The following is a 20,914-nucleotide window of genomic DNA, read 5'->3' on the forward strand; positions in this document are numbered from 1 at the left end:
ATATGAAAAAAAAACTAGTGTTTGTAGGTAATAAACCACCTATGCGAGAAACATTGGCCAATGAAATAGATTCATTCGATTATGTTATGCGCATCAACCGAATGAATTATGTGGGTCATACTGGAAATAGAATTGATGGCCTGTGTTTAGAGGCAAATGATGCATTTAAGTATGAATTTAAAGGAGGTGAAAACAAAAAATCCATAAAAAATGCAGGTCAGATTCTTATGAGACCTTTCTGGCACAGCAAATTCTCAAATTGGGACGAGTATTTAACCGAAGAGCAATATAAAAACATTGAGTTAATTGAAGATCGATTTGCTATAAATGAAACAGGATTTGAACGTTTAACTACATCTATTTTGTTATTAGGCTATTTACTAAATTCACATTGGAATGATGAGTATGATATTTATATAACTTGTCTGGATGTAGAAAATCGCGCGTTGTTAATCGACAATTTCCCTATTTGGAATTGGCATAAGGGTTCAGGTTTGTATGAACAACGCTTTTTAATGGATAAATTAAAAAACAAACAAATATTCAGGCTAGAGGATGAATGATATACCAATAATTGTTCCTGTTAAGTCAATTAGCATACGATGTCCATATAAGAACTATTTTCTTCTCCCTTATACTTTAGATTATTTGAAAGCCGAAGGAAAAAAAAATGTCTGGGTTGTTTCTGACGCAGAGGATCTCTTAAAAACGGCAGAAGATTATGGGTATAGAACTTTTTTGGAAACTAGAAATGAAGGTCAAGACGAGCTTTCTTCCTGCTGGTCTTTTCTTCAAAATAATAACTTCGAACGTTTTATCCTGTGTCCGGTTACACATCCATTTAAATCAATTGGGTTGATAGATGAAATGGGGTACCTTATGACTAAGAATTATGATACTCTTGATTTTATTGCTACATCTAATACTATGCCAGATAGAGAACAATATTTTATAGAACAAAATGAGGAAGCCGAGTATCGATTTAAAAAAACATTGAATAATAGAAAAGGAAAACTTAGCAAACCATCGGAAACCATTATTGATGGTTCCATGTATTTAATAAAAAGAGCATTCTTAAATAAGGTAGTATTATCAGGAGATACAAATGCAACATTTTGGAGCGGTCGTTTCTCTTGCGTAAAAAATAATGTCCCATTTCTTGACATTGATAGTCCCGAAGATCTTGAAAAATTTAAATTTATTTGCAATCTAACAAAACAGGTTTAAACTTATGCCACAAACAACCGTACTTATTCCTACTTACAATTGCGCAAAATATATAGTACCAGCCATAAAAAGTGTTCTTGCCCAGAAATATGCTGACTATGAATTGTTAATCATTGATGATGGCAGTACCGATACTACGGAGGAAATTGTTTCTAAAATATCGGATAGTCGCATTGTTTACCTTAAAAACAGTTGCAATAAAGGCATTGTATATACTTTAAACAAAGGTATTGAGATGGCAAAAGGTGAATACATTGCCCGAATGGATGCCGATGATATTGTTCTAGGAAACCGTTTGCAGGCGCAAACCGATTTTCTTACTAAGAACCCTGATTATGGGATTGTTGGCGGCTGGTATCAGGTGACTAATGAGAATGGAAAAATAATTGATACCGTAGAAGGTGTCACAGACTACGGCAGCGCACAATTGGGACTGTTATTTCGCAATCAGTTTACTCATTCTGCCGTTACCATGCGTACTGATTTAGCAAAGCAATTAAAGTACGATCCTGAGTTTCAATATTGTGAAGATTATGATCTTTGGGTGCGTTTTGCAGAAGTTAGCAAAGTCGCTAATTTGCCAGCTTATTATCTCAGTTATCGCTGGTATAGTGAGAATAGTTGTAATCGTAAACAAAAAGAATTAAAACAAGCTATTTTAAATTTATTATCACGTGAGTTAGATAAAATAGAAGTGGAGCATACGGCTGAAGAGTTGATGTTGCATGCTGGGGTTTGTTTTGGTATGGCGCCTAAGCTGTTTAAAAATGAAGAAAAAATAAATGGACTAAATCAATGGTACGATAAGGTTTTTGCTTCAGAAGTTTTGATTCAACGATATGATGAGGAATGGTTACTAGATTTTAGAAAAAATATTTTAGGAAAGTATTGCGGGATATATTAAATCTAAAGGAATCCTAGATGTTTTTTATGTTAAGATAAGTTTAGCTCCGTTTATGTGGATTTCCCTCAAAAATAAACCCTTACAAAAGGCATAAAAGCACTTCCGTAAATGCTGTTTTTATCATCCAAAACATTATAACGGGCGCCAATTGTAGCATTTCCGGATCTGTATCCTGCGCCAACAAATAATGCGGTGTTCCAATAATCTTGGGAGTTGCTATTGGATCCAACTAAATTAACATTTACTCGTAATTGTTCTAGTTCTGCCGAAAGTTGGATTTGTCGTATCGGATTTAGTAATCCAATAATACTTCCACCATAGAAATGAGAAGCGTAATAATTTTTTTGTTTTAGATATTTATATTGCAAACCTAAACCTAAAGCTGCATATTCGTTGAGGTTGTAAATAGCACTTGGAGCAATTGAAATATCAGTATAACCAGAGCCAAACCCCAAACCAAGACCGCCTCCAAATTGCACATTTCTCCAAAACTGATTTTCTGGCTGTGGAGCCATGTTAGTCTGTTGTGCAATCGTAATAGTTGTAAAAAACAAGGTGATAATCGCTAGTAATGATGGATAACCATTTAAAAAGGATTTCTTTTTCATGAGTTTTAAATTTTTAACAAGATAGTATGTAAAAGTATCTTAAAATAAAGTATAAATTTATTGTATTATTGTACTTTTGCCAAACTATTTTAACAAAAAAGTATATTCACTCAATATTATGGATAGGTTTTCATTTTTAAACGCAGCACACACCGAATTTTTCGCACAGTTATACGATCAATATTTAGAAAATCCAGATAGCGTTGAGCCTAGTTGGAGAAGTTTTTTTCAAGGTTTCGATTTTGGAATGACGACTTACAATGAGGAGAGCAAAGTGGAACAAATTGCAAATTTTGCTTCAAACAACTCAGATTGCAGTTTGGTTTCTGATAAACTTCAAAAAGAATTCAATGTATTGAAATTAATTGATGGATATCGTTCTCGCGGCCATTTGTTTACTAAAACGAATCCCGTTAGAGAAAGACGCGCTTCATCACCAACACTTGCTATTGAAAACTTCGGACTTTCGTCTGCAGATTTAAATACCGTTTTTGATGCCGCAAAGGCAATTCACATTGCGCCTTGTACACTTAAGGAAATCATCTTACACTTAGATTCAATATATTGTCAGCATATAGGGGTTGAATATATGTATATTCGTAATCCGGAGGTAAAAGAATGGATCCAAAAGAAATTAGGTGTTAATGATAACCAACCTGCATTTTCAACGGATGAAAAAAAATCAATTCTGAATAAATTAAACCAAGCCGTTTCTTTTGAAAACTTTTTGCATACAAAATATGTAGGTCAAAAACGTTTTTCTCTTGAAGGTGGGGAGTCTGTAATTCCTGCTCTGGATGCTTTAATCGAAAAAGCGGCAGAAAAAGGAGTGGAACACTTTGTTATGGGAATGGCGCACCGTGGTCGTTTGAATGTTTTAGCGAATATCTTCGGAAAATCGACTCAGGATATTTTTGGAGAATTTGACGGTAAAGACTACGATCAAGAATATTTTGATGGTGATGTAAAATACCACTTAGGACTTACGGCTGAAAAAGTGACTAAGTCTGGAAAAAATATAAATATTAATTTAGCTCCAAATCCTTCACATCTTGAAACAGTAGGTGCTGTTATTGAGGGAATCACAAGAGCAAAACAAGATAGATATTTCCCTAACGATTTTTCTAAAGTATTGCCCATCGCCGTTCACGGAGATGCTGCAATTGCTGGTCAGGGAATTTTGTACGAAATTGTACAAATGGCGCAATTAGATGGATACAAAACTGGCGGAACAATTCATATTGTTATCAATAATCAAGTTGGTTTTACCACTAATTATATTGACGCGCGTTCTTCAAAGTATTGTACTGATGTTGCTAAGGTAACACTTTCACCAGTATTACACGTAAATGCTGATGATGCTGAAGCGGTGGTACACGCCATGTCTTTTGCCTTAGATTATAGAATGCAGTTTGGTCGTGATGTATTTATCGATTTGTTAGGATACAGAAAATATGGGCATAATGAAGGTGACGAACCTCGTTTTACACAACCGGTTCTTTATAAATTAATAGCGAAACATGAAAATCCAAGAGATATTTATGCTGATAAATTATTGGCTGCTGGAGTTATTGATGCCACTTACGTAAAAGGCTTGGAGGTAGAGTACAAGTCTAATCTTGAAGTGAATCTTGAAGAATCACGTAAAAAAGATTTGACGATAATTACTCCATTTATGCAAAATGAATGGCAAGGTTTTACAAGAGTTTCTAACGATGGAATGCTTGAAAAATTTGATACTTCTTACACTAAAGAAGGACTTACGGCTGTTGCAAATGCAGTGTGTAATTTACCATCAGATAAAAAGTTTATTAATAAAATTCAGAAACTAATCAACGATAGAAAAACAATGTTTTTCGACACTAATAAGTTAGATTGGGGAATGGCAGAGCATTTAGCGTACGGGTCATTGTTGCAGGAAGGATATGATGTTCGTATTTCTGGACAAGATGTAGAGCGTGGTACTTTTTCGCACCGTCATGCTGTTGTAAAAGTAGAAGATTCAGAGGAAGAGGTAACTCTTATAAATAGTTTAGAAGGTAAAAAAGGGAAGTTTAATATCTTCAACTCTTTACTGTCAGAATATGGTGTACTTGGTTTTGACTACGGTTATGCATTAGCAAATCCAAATACATTGACGATTTGGGAAGCACAGTTTGGAGATTTCTCTAATGGAGCCCAAATTATGATTGACCAATACATTTCTTGTGGCGAAGATAAATGGAACAACCAGAACGGAATTGTTTTGTTATTGCCTCACGGATATGAAGGGCAAGGAGCAGAGCATTCTTCTGCTAGAATGGAAAGATACTTACAGCTTTGTGCGAGACACAATATGTATGTTGCTGATTGTACAACGCCAGCGAACTTCTTTCACTTGTTAAGACGACAAATGAAAACAACTTTCCGTAAACCACTTGTTGTGTTTACACCAAAGAGTTTGTTGCGTGATCCAAGATGTGTATCTCCAATAGAAGATTTCACACAAGGAACTTTCCAAGAAACTTTCGATGATGAAACAGTAAATAAAGCGGAAGTGAAAACATTAGTTTTCTGTACTGGAAAATTCTATTATGATATCGTTGCCGAAAGAGAAATTAACGGTCGTAATGATGTTGCAGTGGTTAGAATTGAGCAATTGTTTCCACTTCCAGTAGAACAGTTGAAAGCTATTGTTGCTAAATATCCAAATGCTGATGATTATGTTTGGGCACAGGAAGAGCCTAAAAACATGGGGGCGTATAGTTATATGTTAATGAATTTTGACTTAGTCAAATGGAGATTAGCTTCGTTAAAAGCATACGCGGCACCAGCAGCAGGAAGTTATACAAGAGCAAAACGCCGTCACGCCGATGCGATTCAAATGGTATTTGATAAAGATTTATTTAGATAATGCCAACGGACTTAGTGATTGATGGATTTCGATTTTTCTTTTATAGTAATGAGCATTTGCCAAAGCATATTCATATTGAGAAAGCAGAAAAGACTGCTAAATTTAATCTGGAAAATGTAGAATTAGTGAAATCTTCGGGATTTAATTCTACTCAATTAAAAACAATGCGTAATTTAGTAGAAGTAAATCAACAACTTTTAATACAAAAATGGGATGAGTTTTTCAGTAATTAGTAAATCAAAAAATGCAGTAGACATTGTTTTTTCTGAAAACAAAATGATTGTTTTCTTAGAAGATGGTCGAGAGCTCGCAGTTCCTTTGGAATGGTTTCCTAGATTAAGAAAAGCAACGAAAGAGCAGCTTAAAAAATGGAGATTCATCGGTAAAGGAGAAGGTGTTCATTGGGAAGAGATTGACGAAGATGTTTCGATTGAGAATTTATTAGAATAAAATAACACACAAATAAAATTATAAAAGATGATTTTAGAAATGAAAGTCCCATCACCAGGGGAATCAATCAAAGAAGTTGAAATTGCAACTTGGTTAGTAAAAGACGGAGACTATGTTGAGAAAGACCAAGCAATTGCTGAGGTTGATTCAGACAAAGCAACATTAGAATTGCCAGCAGAAGCAAGCGGAATTATTACATTGAAAGCAGAAGAAGGCGATGCTGTTGCAGTAGGAGCGGTAGTTTGCTTAATTGATACAGCAGCTGCAAAACCAGCTGGTGATGCACCAGTTGCTCAAGCTGCTAAAACAGTTGAAGCACCAAAAGCTGAAGTTAAAGCTGAAGCGCAAAAAGCAGCTCCAGCTCCAACCTATGCTTCTGGAACGCCATCTCCAGCAGCAAGAAAAATATTAGACGAGAAAAATATAGCGCCAGCTTCTATAACTGGAACTGGAAAAGACGGAAGAATTACTAAAGATGATGCTGTAAATGCAGTGCCATCAATGGGAACTCCTACTGGTGGATCTCGTGGTTCAGAAAGAACTAAATTATCAATGTTGCGTCGTAAAGTAGCTGAAAGATTAGTGGCTGCTAAAAACGAAACGGCTATGTTGACTACTTTCAATGAAGTAAACATGACGCCAATCAATATGATTCGTAATGAATATAAAGATGCGTTTAAAGCAAAACACGGTGGTGTAGGTCTTGGTTATATGTCTTTCTTTACAAAAGCGGTAACAAGAGCATTACAATTGTATCCAGATGTAAACTCAATGATGGATGGTGATCACAAGATTGCTTTCGATTTTTGCGATATTTCAATTGCAGTTTCAGGACCAAAAGGATTAATGGTTCCTGTTGTTCGCAATGCTGAAAATTTAACTTTCCGTGGTGTAGAAGCTGATATTAAAAGATTAGCTATTAAGGCACGTGACGGACAAATCACTGTTGATGATATGACAGGTGGAACTTTTACAATCACTAATGGTGGTGTATTTGGTTCTATGTTATCTACTCCAATTATCAATCCTCCACAATCAGGAATTCTTGGAATGCACAACATTATTGAGCGTCCTATTGCTGTAAATGGTAAAGTGGAAATTCACCCAATGATGTATGTGGCACTTTCTTATGACCATAGAATTATTGATGGTCGTGAGTCAGTAGGTTTCTTAGTTGCTGTAAAAGAAGCTTTAGAAAACCCAATGGAATTATTGATGGAAAACAATCCTAAAAAAGCTTTAGAATTGTAAATGCAAATATAGTTTAAAGATTAACCCCAAATGATTTATTTCATTTGGGGTTTTCTTTTTATATTCGGGTAAATAAAAGTGGATTATGAAAATAAAATTAATGTTGCTGCCCTTTATCTTATTTGTAACTGTAGTATTTGCAAACCCACCTATTCAAAAACGCGTTTTAGTTTATACTAAAAACGGTAAAGGATTTGTACATACTAACATTGCTACTAGTGTTGAAGCCTTAAAGAAAATTGGAATACTAAACAATTTAATAGTAGATGTTTCAGAAGATCCTTCAGTCATGACTTCTGAAAAGTTAGCGAAGTATAATTGTCTTGTTTTTTCGAATACTAATAATGAAATATTTGAAACCGAAGAACAGCGCCGAGCTTTTGTGTCTTACATTCACAATGGTGGTGCTTTTGTAGGGATTCATATCGCTTCAGGTTCGGAGCGCAATTGGCCATGGTTTCACGAAATGATTGGTGGTTTGTTTAAAAGGCATCCTGCATTTCAATCATTCGAAATTAAAGTGATTGATAAAAATCATCCATCGACAGTTATGCTTCCTGAAATTTGGAAAAAAGAAGATGAATGTTATTTTATGACTGAACTCAACCCAAATAGTCACGTTTTATTAGCCGCTGATTTGAGAACCGTAATAGATACTGAAAAAGAAGTCTATCCTGGACGTGTATTTGGAGATTACTTTCCTTTAGCTTGGTGTCATCAGTTTGAAGGAGCTAGAGTGTTCTATACTGCTTTAGGGCATGCTGACAAAGATTATTTAGATCCTTTGTTTATTAAGCATCTTACGGGAGGAATCTTATGGGCATTAGATAAAAACTCAAAAAAGCCTAACAGGAATAAAAAAGCAAGAATTTAAAACGCATCGTTAATAATTTTACAAGTAGTAACTCCAAGTTTACTTTAGTAAATACAGATAGTGGTTGTAATAATCTACAATTGCTTTGCCTTTCATTAATATGTCAGCGCCAATGATTCCATGAACTGGTTTGACTTTATGTTGCATTAGTGCTTCATTTACATGCGATAAATCAAAGATAACCAGATCAAAAGAATTGTCTTTCCAATTGCCTAATTGCAAGTTATTATCTGTAGCTATTTGTGTAAACATCCCTGTTGCTCCTGCACCTGAGGCCTTAGTTTTTGATGTTTGTGCTTGTAATAAAAATAAAGTTACACTTTCAAAACCTATGCAGCTGCTGGAAGCACCAGTATCTACAATAAAATTTCCTGGCACACCGTTTATTTTGGCTTTTATCAAAAGATGCTGGGTTTTAGTAATCTTAAATTTTACTTTCTTGTAGTTTTCTTTCTTAAGGATATCGTGTAGGTTCTTCATCGGGGCTGAATTTGTCTCAGTATCTTTTAATTTTTTGCTCTGAATTTCACAAGAGCTTTTTACAAAGATACAGGAAGGTTTAATTATTTATTCTTCTTTCTTGGAATACTTAATGCGCTATTTTTACTTCTAACTTGAGTTTGTACTCTTTCAGGTTACTTCAAAGTTTGAAATAGTTTTTCAGAAAATCTAATGCGTTTCAAAATTTTTAGTAAAGTATCTTTCGAACCAAGTTGCAAAGAATGTTTAGGAATGTAGATTTTTGTGATTTTTCAGATTTCAGATTAAATTTTTGTTTTTTTAAGTAGTTTTCTATAAGCTTAACGCTACAAATAGCATATTAGGTTTAAATACTAATAGTATTACATTGGGAATTTTTGTTAATAGTTGTAATTTTGCCAGTTAATATTTTTGATACCTAATGATAATAACTGACACTCATACCCATCTGTATAGCGAAGAATTTGATCAAGATAGAGATGCAATGATACAACGCGCTTTGAATGCTGGGGTTTCTCGTTTTTTTATTCCTGCCATCGACTCTACTTGTACCGCTAGTATGTATGAATTAGAAAAGAGTTATCCAGACAATGTTTTTTTAATGATGGGTTTGCACCCAACATATGTTAAAGACAATTATTTGGATGAATTAATGCATGTGGAAAGTGAATTGTCGAAAAGAAAATTCTACGCCATAGGAGAAATTGGAATTGATTTGTATTGGGATAAAACCCGTTTAGAAGAGCAAAAAATTGCTTTTAGAACCCAAATTCGATTGGCTAAAAAACATAAATTACCCATAGTAATCCATTGTCGGGAAGCATTTGAAGAGATTTTTCAAATATTAGAAGATGAGAAATCAGATGAATTATTTGGTATTTTTCATTGTTTCACCGGGACATACGAGCAAGCGCTTCAAGCTATTTCGTATAATATGAAATTGGGAATTGGTGGTGTAGTCACCTTCAAAAATGGAAAAATTGACCAGTTTCTAAACCAAATTGATTTGAAACATGTAGTTCTAGAGACTGATTCTCCTTATCTAGCACCTATTCCATATCGAGGAAAAAGAAATGAAAGTAGTTATGTTGTTGCTGTTCTGGACAAGTTGTCCCAAATTTATAGCCTTTCGGCCAATGAAATTGCGAACATCACTACTGCGAATTCTAAAGCTATTTTTGGGATTTAAAATAGAATTCACAATATTTAGATATTTTTTTTGTTCATTTGCCAATATTAAAATTTAAGAACCAAAATGCATAGATTTGACGCGATTCGGCCTTTTTATGATTCCGAAATAAACCAAGCACTTCACAAAGTTGTTAATCATCCGATGATGAAAGCATTGATGAGTTTTACGTTCCCAGATGTTTTAGACGATGTTTGGAAAGAACAACTGCTACGCACGCATTCGATTCGAGATTTCCAATGTAATTTTATATATCAATCCGTACAAAGAGTTTTAGAAAAAAGCTCGAACGGATTAACTACATCTGGTTTTGAAAACCTAGAGCCTAACACTTCTTACTTATTTATTTCTAATCATCGTGATATTCTTTTAGATACCACTTTGTTGAACACCGCTTTATTTGAGCATAATCTAACTATGACCGCTTCAGCTATTGGTGATAATTTAGTCAAAATGCCATTCTTGAATACATTGGCTAAGCTAAATAGAAACTTCTTAGTGCAACGTGGCTTAACGCCAAGAGAAATGCTGCAAAGTTCTAAATTGTTGTCAGAGTATATTGGACATTTATTGTTGCACGAAAATCGTTCCGTTTGGATTGCACAGCGAGAAGGTAGAACTAAGGACGGAAAGGACGAAACGAATCCTGGTATATTGAAAATGCTTGGAATGGGTTCTGATGAAAAGAATTTGATGGACTATTTTAAGAAAATCAAAATTGTACCAGTTTCTATTTCGTATGAATACGATCCTACTGATGCTCTAAAAATGCCTCAATTGATGGCCGAAGCCAATAATGAAGTATATGTCAAAGATAAGAATGAGGATTTCATGACCATTTTGAGCGGTGCTCAAGGGCAAAAGAAAGGTATTCACATTCATATAGGTACTGTTCTTGATACTGAAATTGAACAAATAAAGGCTAGTGATGAGAGTTCAAATAAGCAAATTGTAACTTTAGCAGGAGTTATTGATGATGCTATTTTGAGTAATTATAAATTATGGCCTACTAATTATATAGCTTACGATCTTGTAAATAAGACCAATAGTTTTGCTCATTTATATACCGAAAACGAGAAATCATTATTTGAGCGCCGATTAGAAATGCGTATTGACCATGATAATCCGGTAGCATTAGATGGTTTCTTGGCTATGTATGCTAATCCAGTTGTGAATAAATTGAAATACCACGATGTTGTGTAAATCTAAAATACTACTAATCTATACTGGTGGAACCATTGGTATGCGAAAAGATTTTGAAACAGGCGCTTTAAAGGCATTCAATTTTAGTAAATTATTGCAGCGAGTTCCTGAGCTGAAACAATTAGATTGTGAGATAGAAACTTTTTCTTTTAAACATCCTATTGATTCTTCGAATATGAATCCTGCTGAATGGGCTAAAATTGCTACAATCATTGAAGATAATTACACTTCATTTGACGGATTTGTAGTGCTTCACGGTTCTGATACTATGTCGTATTCCGCATCAGCGTTGAGTTTTATGTTGGAGAACCTGGCAAAACCAGTAATTTTTACGGGTTCGCAGTTGCCAATAGGCGATTTGCGTACGGATGCTAAGGAGAATTTGATAACAGCTATACAAATCGCTTCGTTACGAAAAGACAATCAACCCGTTATTAGAGAAGTCTGTCTTTATTTCGAATATAAATTATTCCGAGGCAATAGAACTACAAAAGTCAATGCCGAACATTTCAAAGCATTTAAATCGCCTAATTACGCTGATTTAGTCGAATCAGGTGTGCATTTAAAATTAAATCCAGAGTTATTTTTGCCTTTGTGTAAGGATAAAAAGCTAAAAGTTCATATTGATTTAGATACTAATGTAACAATCATTAAAATGTTCCCTGGAATCAGTGAAGCTGTTTTATCTGCTATTTTAGATATTCCAAGTCTGAAGGGAATTGTTTTAGAAACCTACGGAGCTGGAAACGCTACAACAGAAGATTGGTTTTTAAACTTATTAAGTAAAGCAATTGCTAGTGGTTTACATATTATAAACGTCACACAATGTTCAGCAGGAAGTGTTAATATGGGACAGTATGAAACTAGTACAGGACTAAAGAAAATAGGAGTGATTTCGGGAAATGACATCACTACTGAGGCAGCCATTACAAAATTAATGTTTCTATTGGGTCAAAAAACACCAGCAAAAGACTTCAAAACTATTTTTGAAACTTCATTACGTGGAGAAATGCTGTAATAATTAGGTTTTAACTTTTCTAACTCATTTTTTTTGATGTTCTTTGCAGCCGTTACAAAATAGAGAGGTGGCCGAGTGGCTGAAGGCGCACGCTTGGAAAGCGTGTATATGGCAACATATCGAGGGTTCGAATCCCTTTCTCTCTGCAATAAACACTGATAATTAGCTAGTTGTGTCTTTTATACCCAGTTTTACACCCAGTTTTGTAAGGCGCTAAAGAAATTTTTCAGTGATGATTACCAAAAAAGCCAACTGTTGAGTTGGCTTTTTTTATTTAAGATTGAATTGTACTTATATTTTAAATATGTTGTTTTTTGTTGACTTGTTTAACATGACTATTATAACGTGTTAACTTTTTTCTGTTTTTTTAACATGACAATACAAACGTGTCAACAAAATTGAATTATTTGAACTTGAGTTTTTGTGGCGCATTTTGTAAAAAGTCATAAAGCGCAATATTAATATAAAAGTTTTCTTTACCTATTTTATGCAAAGTAATCAGATTTAATTCTATTAATTGATCCAAGTATTTTGAAGCTGTTTGTCTTGTGATACCTAAATCTTCATCTTTCTAAATTTCTAATATGTATTCCTAAATAATCTGAAACTTCTTGACGAGTTTTAAATTTATTCTTCTTTATATAAATCAAAGATTTAATTTTTTCCTCACCTGTTAGAATTTTCTGTTTAGATAGTAAGCTTGTAAGCTCAGCTTAAGTTTCTATAATGTCTAAAGTGGCCGTTTTTCCCATGCGTATATATGCAAATTTCATGCGCCATTACACAACTGAATTAGTATTATTTGACAGAGAAAACTAAAAGGTTAGATATTTTTTTTAACGATGAGGAAGAGATTTGTTTAGTTTGATTTATAGGTTTTAAAACTGAAAATCTTTAAAATAAAAACGTAAAAAACGCATTCATTAATTTGAATGCGTTTTTTATGTCCAATTTATTTGAAATATTTTAGTCTTTCCAGCCCCAAGGTGCTGCAGGTGTAGGAACTGTTTTTGTTAAGTCAAATTTTACTGTAAACAATCGGTCGGAGCCTATGCGTCTTAGATTGTAGGTAAATGATGTTTCATCTAAAGTGATCCACCAAACATTGGCGGCAGCAGTTGGAAGTAGATTACACGTTTGTTGGTCTGCTGGGAAGAATTGGAGTGTTGACGAACCAGAATTAGTTGTCGTGCCGCCATATTGGGTAACCTTGTCTTCGGAACCATCTTCATGACGGTGATCGTGTTTGAGTTTGATTCGGTTATTTTTATACGTTAAAACCCAAGTTCTTGATTTGTCATCTGATACAAAAAAAGGAATCCGAATGGTGTTTTCATCGCAATTGCGAATGTGCATCACTAGTTTTTTATCTCGAAAAGTGTCATTGTCTGCTCCTTCTGTTACTTTGCCTTCAAAAGACTTTCCGCATTGTTTTTGTAAATTCTCCCAAAATTGTTTTGCTCCTGATTTCTCTTGGCAATAAGCAAAAATAGAGAATAGCATTGTGCATAAAACTAGTGTCTTTTTCATTTCTTGTTTTTGCTAATATAAGGAACATAAATTACTGTTATTATGCTTAATTTTATGAAAAAATAAAAAGATGCAAGTTTTATTGATTCAAGCTCCTTTGGTTTGGGAAAACCCAAATTTAAATCGTGATTATTTCGAAGGGAGAATTAATTCTATTTCTGGAAAGGTAGATTTAATTGTTCTTCCTGAAATGTTTTCGACAGCATTTACTATGAATCCCAGTGCTGTTGCTGAAACAATGCATGGAGAAACAGTGTTGTGGATGCAATATTTGGCCAAAGCTAAAAATAGCGCCATAACAGGAAGTGTCGTTATTGAAGAGAATGGTAACTACTACAATAGAATGTTGTTTGTGTTTCCTTTGGGTGAAATACAGTATTATGATAAAAGACATTTGTTTACACTCGCCGGTGAAGAGAAAGTATATACAGCTGGAACTCAAAAATTGATTGTTGATTATTTAGGCTGGAAAATTTGTCCTTTAGTTTGTTATGATTTGCGTTTCCCTGTTTTTTCAAGAAATGTTGAAGAGTATGATTTACTGATTTATGTAGCGAGCTGGCCAAAAGTTAGAACGACAGCTTGGGATGCGTTATTGAAAGCACGAGCGATTGAGAACGTTAGCTATGTAATTGGTGTGAACAGAACGGGAGAAGATGCAAGTGGACACAGCTATATTGGTCATTCCCAAGTTTTCGATTCATTGGGAGAATATGTGGTAGAGCCGCAAGAATCTGAGGCTATGTTCAAAGCAACATTAGATAAATCAAAACTAACTGAAATCAGAAAAAAGTTTGCATTCTTAAGCGATAAAGATACTTTTGAAATTAAAACTAAAAACTAGATTTTTTCTTGGTATCTGTTTTCTTTTTTGGTTCTGGCGTATAGGGAATGTTTAAGTCAAAAACTTGTTCAACATCCCAATTAGGTCTAACATCTATTTCTTTTGAAAAATAAATTACTTCTTCGGGAGCTCGTTTTTCTATATAATTACCCGTATCGTAAATTTTATTTTTGTTTGTATCATATATAGCTCGAAGTGTAAATTGTGCTGGTTCGAGAAGATTAAAATAGACAGTTGAATTACTCTCCGCATATTCAGAAGCCAAAACATCACCCTTTGAATCTGTCAATTCAACGATAACGGGAAATTTTTTGACGTTTTGTAATTTTACAATAATGTTTCCATAATCGGCAGTGTTTAGGGTACTCACTTTATATGATAAGGTGTCATTAGATTTTTCGAAAAAATCACTCAAAGCACCTGGTAAAATGGTGAAGGTGTATTTTTCTGAAGGTTCTTTCTTGAAATCAAAAAATAATTTTTGATTGAACTCGTCGTATTCTGTGGTGAAAGCAACAGCAATAGAGTCTTTGTTAATCAATCTCATTTTTGAGTTGTCAAATTTCACCAATGGCGTAGCGGTTTCTAAAGTGAACCGATTTCTAAAATGTAAGGTGCCACTGTATAAAGCAGTGATGTTAAGAGTGTCTTTTTTCTGGTCTTTAATTTTAAAAGTGAATTCTTTTGTGTATTTATCTTTTGTTATCGCTACTGCCAAAGAATCAGCTTTTAAAGGTTTAAACCATATCTGGAGCGAATCCTTCTTAGGAAACTGAGTAACAATTGTGGGTAAAATTTCGTTGTTCTTTTTTAAAACTATTTTTGGTCTGGATTGAACTTGGTTTATATCTCCTTCATAACCTATAAGAAGCCTGTTTCCTGATGCTTGTGTAGGTTTAAAAGCGTTGAAAGGCAATACTTCTTTGAAAAGTTCTAACTCGTATATCGTGTCAGATGGCACAGTAATAAACTCTTTATAAAACCCAATTTTATCTGTTTTTGGGTTGTATTTATTGTTGTTATTTTGGTCTTTCATAGCCAAAAGTAGATACTTTCCAGCTTTTAAATTCTCTAATCGAAACGTTTTTAAGCTGTCTAAAGTATTAGTAATATACCTTGGGGTTTCTTTGTAAATAATTGAATCTTTAAAGCTCTCATTGACTTCGTAGAGCATTATTGAAACGAACGATTCTACTTCTTTGTCAATAGCACTTTTTACTTTTCCTTCAATACTTAATGAATCAATGTAGTCACCAGTGGAAAATACGTATTTGAATTGGTTCAATGTATTTCCTTCGTTATTATCTGCTATACTTTGCCCGAAATTAAAGCTGTATGTTGTGTTGGGTTGTAGGGTATCTTTTATCTTAATAGTCATGTATTTGCTAGCAGTGGTTGGCAGAATTAGTGGTTCCTGCTTCATTGGTGGCGAAATAATCAGTTGCTTGTTTAGGTTTTTGAGTTTTATATATTCGTCAAACTCTAATTTGATTTCACTTCCCTTAAAATTTGTGTTGAAGTTCTTTGGAAAACTCATTTTTAAAACGGGAGCAATTGTGTCTTTCATTCCGCCAGTAATAGAGCCTCGCTTGGCACAACTAGCTAACGAAAGAGTTAATATGATATATATAAGGAGTGTTTTATTTTTAAACATAAAATTTGAGAAATTAAGTTTACAAAATAACAATTATATTTGCTCTCATCGAAACTTTTATGTTTTTTTTATATCACCAATAAGTACGCTTAATATTGTTTCGTTTTTAGATTGATTTACTTTCTTATTACTTGTTTTGTAAAAGTAAAATGTCAATTTTTGATGAATGCAATAGAATACAAGTCTATTGAAGGATAAATGTGGAAAAGACTTTAGTTTTTAATAAATTATAAAATGAGAAAAATAGAACATATAGGAATTGCAGTAAAAGATTTAGAAGTATCAAATTTAGTTTTTGAAAAACTCTTTGGCGCTCCAGCATACAAGTTTGAAGTGGTACAAAGTGAAGGAGTAAGCACTTCTTTTTTTATGAATGGACCTAATAAAATTGAGCTTTTGGCTGCTACTAATCCAGAAAGTCCAATTGCTAAATTTTTAGAAAAAAAGGGAGAGGGAATACATCACATCGCGTTTGATGTTGAAGATATTGTTTCAGAGATTGCTCGTTTAAAAAAGGAAGGATTTATTGTTTTGAACGAAATTCCAAAAAAGGGTGCTGATAACAAATGGGTTGCTTTTTTGCACCCTAAAAGTACTAATGGAGTTTTGATAGAACTTTGTCAGGAAATAAAATAAGTACTGTTCTAATATTCAGTTAGTTTGTATATCAGAGAAATTTATTATCTAAATTTTTGAAAATCTAATTAAAAAATAGTTGTAGTAAACCAAAAATAGTAGTAATATTGCAAACTCTAAACCGGTCCTATAGCTCAGCTGGTTAGAGCACCTGACTCATAATCAGGTGGTCCCTGGTTCGAGCCCAGGTGGGACCACTAGTAAAATCAAGCCTTCGCAGAAATGTGAAGGCTTTTTTGTTTCTATCAGTACAACATATGTACAACAAATTGTCGACTTCGCAAAGATACTAAACTTTTCATTCTGTTTCAATTAGCTATATTTTTTAGTATTTTTACTCTTAAAAAAAAATATTAGAATTATGAAAAATATAATTGAAGAAATTTTTTTCTTTCTTCATGAACAAATTGAAAAGTTAAATTCGATCTTTAGTTCTAAGATATCGCCTCTCATATTAGCTCCATTATTACCTTTTTCAGTTGTGATTATTAGTGTTATTCAATTGAGTGGCGGTGTTTTTATTTTATTCAATTCAATAGTAATATTTATAGGAATTATTTTCACTTTCTTACTTGGAGCATCTTCATTTTATTTCTACAAAAATGAAAATATTTATACGATAATTAAAAGAAAAAAATCGAATAAGAATCTGTCTCAATTTAAGAGTAATTCTAATATCGTAAATTTCAGTAATGAAAAAAGTATTTTAGAAATTCTTGAAAAGAACAAGGGTAAAATTGGGCATTATTATTTCGAGCTCAGAAAAATAGATGTTTTTGAATTTGACACTTCATTAAATGACTTCACAAATTTAATTTCTAATTGTTTCAACGATAAGTCCAATGATAGTTATGCTTTTAATTTAGAAATTAGCGCTTACCATGCTCACTATTTTATTAGGGAGTTCTTAATTCCATTCTTGGGAAAACTAGATCCGAATTTTATTATATCCAAAAATCATATTGTTTCACTTTTAAAATACAAAAAAGATAATAATTATCTTCCAATAAGCGAAGGGTCATTTTCAAACTTAGGAAGAGTAAAGTATACTGAAGATCAGAAGAAATTATATGATGATGACCGCATCGCTTTTAAAGCTAGTCAATCGAAATAAGAGCGAATTATTGATTTTGGAGTTACTACATGAATGTTTTGAGAAAATGGACGAGGAGGAACTTAAAGTGGCACCTAACGACTTGTATCTTCTTTTACGCAAGCAAAACAACAGAATTTCTATTTCTGCTAATGAAATAAGAAACATTTTGAAACGATGGAATTTCATTCCCGAAGATAATTGGAAAAACCGGTCAAATTGACCACCACTTTCCAGTGTAAATTGACCACCAGTTCCGGAGCAAACTGACCACCACTTTCCAGTTCAAATTGACCACCTAATTTTGGGGTAAATTGATTATTAAAAACTACTGACTTTTTCATGTTGTTAGCACCATACATTCGTTAAAAAAATACGGATTATGGCAAACAAAATAACAGACATGAGTAAAATTAGAAAAGTAATTAAATTCTATTGTGAAGGAAAGAGTAAGTTGTTTATAAGTAGCTACTTATCCCTTTCCAGGAATACGGTAAAGAAGTATATTTCTTTATTTGAAGTTCTCGGATTAAACTTTGAATTAATTGATAGAAAAACAGATGCAGAACTAGAACTTTTGTTTTCACAGACTACTGTGGAATCCATTAGTCCCAAATTGCAGATCCTATACGATTTTTTCCCTAAAATGGAACGTGAACTAAAGAAAGTTGGCGTTACCGTACAACATATGTGGGAGCAATATATTGCCGTAAACCCCGATGGTTACAGGAGTTCGCAATTTGCTCATCATTACAAAGTATGGGGTAAACGAGTCAATCCTGTAATGCATATGAATCACAAAGCCGGTGATAAAATGTATGTGGATTATGCCGGAAAAACACTCTCCATCATTGATAAAGATACCGGAGAAATCAAAGAAGTACAGTTTTTTGTAGCCATATTGGGAGCCAGCCAATATACCTATGCAGAAGCTTCCATGAGCCAACAAAAGGAAGATTTTGTTACTTCGGTAGAAAATGCCATGCGTTTTTTTGAAGGTACTCCTGCGGCAATTGTTCCCGATAATTTAAAATCTGCAGTGATAAAAAGCAGTCGTTTTGAGCCAACAATCAATGAAACCCTGGCTGATTTAGCGGAATATTATCAAACCACAATCTTACCTGCCAGGGCTTATAAACCAAGGGATAAATCATTGGTTGAAGGTGCGGTAAAGATATTGTACAGAAGGATTTACGTAACTCTAAAAGAAACCAAATTCTTTTCTCTAGAAGAATTAAACCAGCAGATATGGGATTTATTAGATGCTCATAATAGTCGAAAACTCACAGGACGTCCTTACTCCCGTAAAGAATTGTTTTTAGAAGATGAGAAACAAAAACTACGCCCACTACCACAAGAACGCTTTGAAATCAAATACCAATCCTTTGCAACGGTGATGCAAAACGGACATGTCCAATTAAGTCAAGACAAAAATTACTATAGTGTTCCGTATCAATATGTAAAGAAAAAAGCGAAACTCTTGTATACCAAATCAACGGTAGAGATCTATTACAAATACAATCGAATAGCCATTCATCCGAGGAATTACAAACCTTATGTCTATACCACAACCCCAGAACATTTAGCCAGTACACACCAATTTGTAGCCCAATGGAGCGCTGCCCGCTTCATTGATTGGGCCAGTAGTATTGATGAATCCGTAGGAGAATATATTTTGCAAATAATCGAAAGCAGAAACCACCCCGAACAAGCCTATAAAAGTTGTCTGGGAATACTAAACTTCGAGAAAAAGGTAGGCAAGTAGCGATTAATAAATGCCTGTAAACGGGCACTTGATTTTAAAATTTACAATTTTAAGACCATACAAAATATTTTAGAAAACAACCTAGACCATATTGATTTTGAACAAGAACCCGAGCAGGAACTCCCTGTTCACGGCAACATCAGAGGAAAACAGTATTATAATTAAATTAAAACCCAATAATCATGAATGAATCCACAGTAACAAAAATGAAACAAATGAAGCTTTATGGTATGCATAATGCTTTTAAAACCGCCATTGAAAGCGGGAAAACTGACCATTACACACTTGATCAGTTTGTATCGATGCTTATTGATGCCGAATGGGATGAAAGACATAATCGTCGCATTGAACGCAGTATCAAAAATGCCCGATTCCATTACAAATCAAATATTGAAAGTATCAATTTTGACCAAACCCGTAATCTGGATCGAAACATGGTGCTACGTCTGGCAGAATGCGAATTTGTAGAGAAAAACGAAAACATTTTAATCACAGGAAGTACTGGTGTAGGTAAGAGTTATTTAGGTACAGCATTAGGTTATCAAGCCTGTATACAGGGTTTTAAGGTAAGTTATTTTAATACTTCAAAGTTGTTTGCTAAATTAAAAATGGCCAAAGCAGATGGTTCTTATCTTCGAGAACTGGCAAGAATAGAACGGCAAGATGTTATTATACTGGACGATTTTGGACTCCAAGCATTAGATAGTCATAACCGAATTACCCTTTTAGAGATCATTGAAGACAGGCATAATAATGGTTCTATAATTGTAACATCACAAATCCCAGTGCAAGGCTGGTATGACATCATTGGAGAAAAAACAATAGCTGATGCAATTTTGGATAGGCTGATACATCAATCTCACCGAATCGAATTGCACGGAGAATCTATGAGAAAAAAAAGGGGCATAAACAAAAGCTAATATTTAAGTATATTTGAATACTAATTAACAGATGAAAAAAAGTAGTTTTTAATGAAAAATGGAGGTGGTCATTTTGCTCCGGAATTAGGTGGTCATTTTGAATTGGAATCAGGTGCTCACTTTAAATTGGAATTGGGTGGTCAATATCACTGGAATTTGCAATCTGTTTTCTAAATTAATAAGTATTGTTTACTTTTAAATATTTTGGATAAATTTAAGTTGGTTTAAAATTATTTTTTCTTTTTAATGATAATTTTAAGTGTTATATGTATTTTTTTAACAAAAAAAATACATATAACACTTAAAATTAAAATGATGTTTGTCAATTATTTTTTTATTTATTAATATTAACGTTTGTTTTTTATTTTTTATTTT

At 33.6% G+C, this 20,914-nt stretch carries 23 protein-coding genes and 2 tRNA genes; 19 read left to right on the top strand and 6 right to left on the bottom strand.

All coding sequences use genetic code 11. From position 1 onward, the window contains the following. Nucleotides 1–2 precede the first annotated feature (2 nt). Genes LNP27_RS05040 through LNP27_RS05050 form a run of 3 tightly spaced genes read left to right on the top strand, consistent with a single transcriptional unit; the run spans nucleotide 3 to nucleotide 2,131 of the window. Nucleotides 3–563, top strand: a complete 561-nt coding sequence (locus LNP27_RS05040) for a glycosyltransferase family 29 protein (RefSeq protein WP_229943450.1) — start codon at nucleotides 3–5, stop codon at nucleotides 561–563. Continuing rightward, nucleotides 556–1,227 carry a glycosyltransferase family protein gene (locus LNP27_RS05045; RefSeq protein ID WP_229943451.1) on the top strand — a complete coding sequence of 224 codons (672 nt, stop codon included), beginning with the start codon at nucleotides 556–558 and terminating at the stop codon, nucleotides 1,225–1,227. Before LNP27_RS05040 ends, LNP27_RS05045 begins: the two co-directional genes overlap by 8 nt. A gap of 4 nt (nucleotides 1,228–1,231) precedes the next feature. Continuing rightward, nucleotides 1,232–2,131: a glycosyltransferase family 2 protein gene (locus tag LNP27_RS05050; RefSeq protein WP_229943453.1), complete on the top strand. Its 900-nt coding sequence runs from the start codon at nucleotides 1,232–1,234 to the stop codon at nucleotides 2,129–2,131. A 65-nt stretch (nucleotides 2,132–2,196) separates the two neighbouring features. Here LNP27_RS05050 and LNP27_RS05055 read toward each other — a convergent pair whose 3' ends face one another. Beyond that, nucleotides 2,197–2,739, bottom strand: coding sequence for a hypothetical protein (locus LNP27_RS05055; RefSeq protein WP_229943454.1), 543 nt, complete (start codon nucleotides 2,737–2,739; stop codon nucleotides 2,197–2,199). 118 nt (nucleotides 2,740–2,857) lie between these two features. On the opposite strand from LNP27_RS05055, the gene LNP27_RS05060 reads away from it, so the two are divergent. The 5 genes from LNP27_RS05060 (at nucleotide 2,858) to LNP27_RS05080 (ending at nucleotide 8,207) form a co-directional block, all read left to right on the top strand. After that, entirely contained in the window at nucleotides 2,858–5,632 is a 2,775-nt protein-coding gene (locus LNP27_RS05060) for a 2-oxoglutarate dehydrogenase E1 component (RefSeq protein ID WP_229943456.1), read from the top strand. Beyond that, nucleotides 5,632–5,865, top strand: coding sequence for a DUF4160 domain-containing protein (locus LNP27_RS05065; protein ID WP_229943457.1), 234 nt, complete (start codon nucleotides 5,632–5,634; stop codon nucleotides 5,863–5,865). Before LNP27_RS05060 ends, LNP27_RS05065 begins: the two co-directional genes overlap by 1 nt. Then, a complete protein-coding gene (locus LNP27_RS05070; protein ID WP_229943461.1) occupies nucleotides 5,846–6,082 on the top strand; it encodes a DUF2442 domain-containing protein in 237 nt (78 codons plus the stop codon). Before LNP27_RS05065 ends, LNP27_RS05070 begins: the two co-directional genes overlap by 20 nt. Nucleotides 6,083–6,109: 27 nt before the next feature. Then, nucleotides 6,110–7,333, top strand: coding sequence for a 2-oxoglutarate dehydrogenase complex dihydrolipoyllysine-residue succinyltransferase (gene odhB / locus LNP27_RS05075; protein WP_229943463.1), 1,224 nt, complete (start codon nucleotides 6,110–6,112; stop codon nucleotides 7,331–7,333). Nucleotides 7,334–7,418: 85 nt separating this feature from the next. Beyond that, nucleotides 7,419–8,207 (top strand): ThuA domain-containing protein, encoded by a 789-nt coding sequence (locus tag LNP27_RS05080; RefSeq protein WP_229943465.1) that lies wholly within the window; start codon nucleotides 7,419–7,421, stop codon nucleotides 8,205–8,207. 39 nt (nucleotides 8,208–8,246) lie between these two features. Here LNP27_RS05080 and LNP27_RS05085 read toward each other — a convergent pair whose 3' ends face one another. Continuing rightward, a complete protein-coding gene (locus LNP27_RS05085) occupies nucleotides 8,247–8,687 on the bottom strand; it encodes a retropepsin-like aspartic protease (protein ID WP_229943466.1) in 441 nt (146 codons plus the stop codon). Between the two features lie 421 nt (nucleotides 8,688–9,108). On the opposite strand from LNP27_RS05085, the gene LNP27_RS05090 reads away from it, so the two are divergent. The 4 genes from LNP27_RS05090 to LNP27_RS05105 all read left to right on the top strand — a co-directional run bounded on the left by LNP27_RS05090 (nucleotide 9,109) and on the right by LNP27_RS05105 (nucleotide 12,243). Beyond that, on the top strand, nucleotides 9,109–9,876 hold the full coding sequence (locus LNP27_RS05090; protein ID WP_229943468.1) for a TatD family hydrolase: 768 nt from the start codon (nucleotides 9,109–9,111) through the stop codon (nucleotides 9,874–9,876). A 66-nt stretch (nucleotides 9,877–9,942) separates the two neighbouring features. Beyond that, the gene (locus tag LNP27_RS05095; RefSeq protein WP_229943472.1) at nucleotides 9,943–11,079 is read left to right on the top strand and encodes a 1-acyl-sn-glycerol-3-phosphate acyltransferase; all 1,137 of its coding nucleotides are present in this window, start codon (nucleotides 9,943–9,945) and stop codon (nucleotides 11,077–11,079) included. Beyond that, entirely contained in the window at nucleotides 11,069–12,097 is a 1,029-nt protein-coding gene (locus tag LNP27_RS05100) for an asparaginase (RefSeq protein ID WP_229943473.1), read from the top strand. The genes LNP27_RS05095 and LNP27_RS05100 overlap by 11 nt, the downstream gene beginning before the upstream one ends. A 61-nt stretch (nucleotides 12,098–12,158) precedes the next feature. After that, nucleotides 12,159–12,243 (top strand) — tRNA-Ser (locus LNP27_RS05105). Between the two features lie 257 nt (nucleotides 12,244–12,500). Here the strand turns inward: LNP27_RS05105 and LNP27_RS15335 are convergent. After that, nucleotides 12,501–12,623: a hypothetical protein gene (locus LNP27_RS15335; protein ID WP_428979011.1), complete on the bottom strand. Its 123-nt coding sequence runs from the start codon at nucleotides 12,621–12,623 to the stop codon at nucleotides 12,501–12,503. A gap of 440 nt (nucleotides 12,624–13,063) precedes the next feature. Continuing rightward, a complete protein-coding gene (locus tag LNP27_RS05110; protein WP_229943474.1) occupies nucleotides 13,064–13,627 on the bottom strand; it encodes a hypothetical protein in 564 nt (187 codons plus the stop codon). A 70-nt stretch (nucleotides 13,628–13,697) separates the two neighbouring features. On the opposite strand from LNP27_RS05110, the gene LNP27_RS05115 reads away from it, so the two are divergent. Further along, nucleotides 13,698–14,471, top strand: a complete 774-nt coding sequence (locus tag LNP27_RS05115; RefSeq protein ID WP_229943476.1) for an amidohydrolase — start codon at nucleotides 13,698–13,700, stop codon at nucleotides 14,469–14,471. On the opposite strand, the gene LNP27_RS05120 is transcribed toward LNP27_RS05115, so the two are convergent. Continuing rightward, nucleotides 14,461–16,125 (bottom strand): Ig-like domain-containing domain, encoded by a 1,665-nt coding sequence (locus LNP27_RS05120; RefSeq protein WP_229943477.1) that lies wholly within the window; start codon nucleotides 16,123–16,125, stop codon nucleotides 14,461–14,463. The genes LNP27_RS05115 and LNP27_RS05120 overlap by 11 nt on opposite strands. A 234-nt stretch (nucleotides 16,126–16,359) precedes the next feature. Between LNP27_RS05120 and mce the strand changes: the two genes are divergently transcribed. The 3 genes from mce to LNP27_RS05135 all read left to right on the top strand — a co-directional run bounded on the left by mce (nucleotide 16,360) and on the right by LNP27_RS05135 (nucleotide 17,875). After that, nucleotides 16,360–16,761, top strand: a complete 402-nt coding sequence (gene mce, locus LNP27_RS05125; protein ID WP_229943478.1) for a methylmalonyl-CoA epimerase — start codon at nucleotides 16,360–16,362, stop codon at nucleotides 16,759–16,761. A gap of 123 nt (nucleotides 16,762–16,884) precedes the next feature. Further along, nucleotides 16,885–16,958: transfer RNA gene (locus LNP27_RS05130), tRNA-Ile, on the top strand. Between the two features lie 164 nt (nucleotides 16,959–17,122). Continuing rightward, nucleotides 17,123–17,875 carry a hypothetical protein gene (locus LNP27_RS05135; protein ID WP_229943480.1) on the top strand — a complete coding sequence of 251 codons (753 nt, stop codon included), beginning with the start codon at nucleotides 17,123–17,125 and terminating at the stop codon, nucleotides 17,873–17,875. A 164-nt stretch (nucleotides 17,876–18,039) separates the two neighbouring features. Here the strand turns inward: LNP27_RS05135 and LNP27_RS05140 are convergent, their stop codons facing one another. Continuing rightward, entirely contained in the window at nucleotides 18,040–18,198 is a 159-nt protein-coding gene (locus LNP27_RS05140; protein WP_229943482.1) for a hypothetical protein, read from the bottom strand. Between the two features lie 38 nt (nucleotides 18,199–18,236). Here LNP27_RS05140 and istA point away from each other — a divergent pair, with 38 nt between their 5' ends. From istA to LNP27_RS15225, 3 genes are all read left to right on the top strand, one after another. Then, a complete protein-coding gene (gene istA / locus LNP27_RS05145) occupies nucleotides 18,237–19,619 on the top strand; it encodes an IS21 family transposase (RefSeq protein ID WP_229943484.1) in 1,383 nt (460 codons plus the stop codon). Between the two features lie 182 nt (nucleotides 19,620–19,801). Continuing rightward, entirely contained in the window at nucleotides 19,802–20,539 is a 738-nt protein-coding gene (gene istB / locus LNP27_RS05150) for an IS21-like element helper ATPase IstB (protein ID WP_131910895.1), read from the top strand. A gap of 51 nt (nucleotides 20,540–20,590) precedes the next feature. Next, nucleotides 20,591–20,713 (top strand): hypothetical protein, encoded by a 123-nt coding sequence (locus LNP27_RS15225; RefSeq protein ID WP_255673717.1) that lies wholly within the window; start codon nucleotides 20,591–20,593, stop codon nucleotides 20,711–20,713. Nucleotides 20,714–20,914: the final 201 nt, after the last annotated feature.

This window comes from Flavobacterium galactosidilyticum, assembly GCF_020911945.1.
Taxonomy (GTDB): Bacteria; Bacteroidota; Bacteroidia; order Flavobacteriales; family Flavobacteriaceae; genus Flavobacterium; species Flavobacterium galactosidilyticum.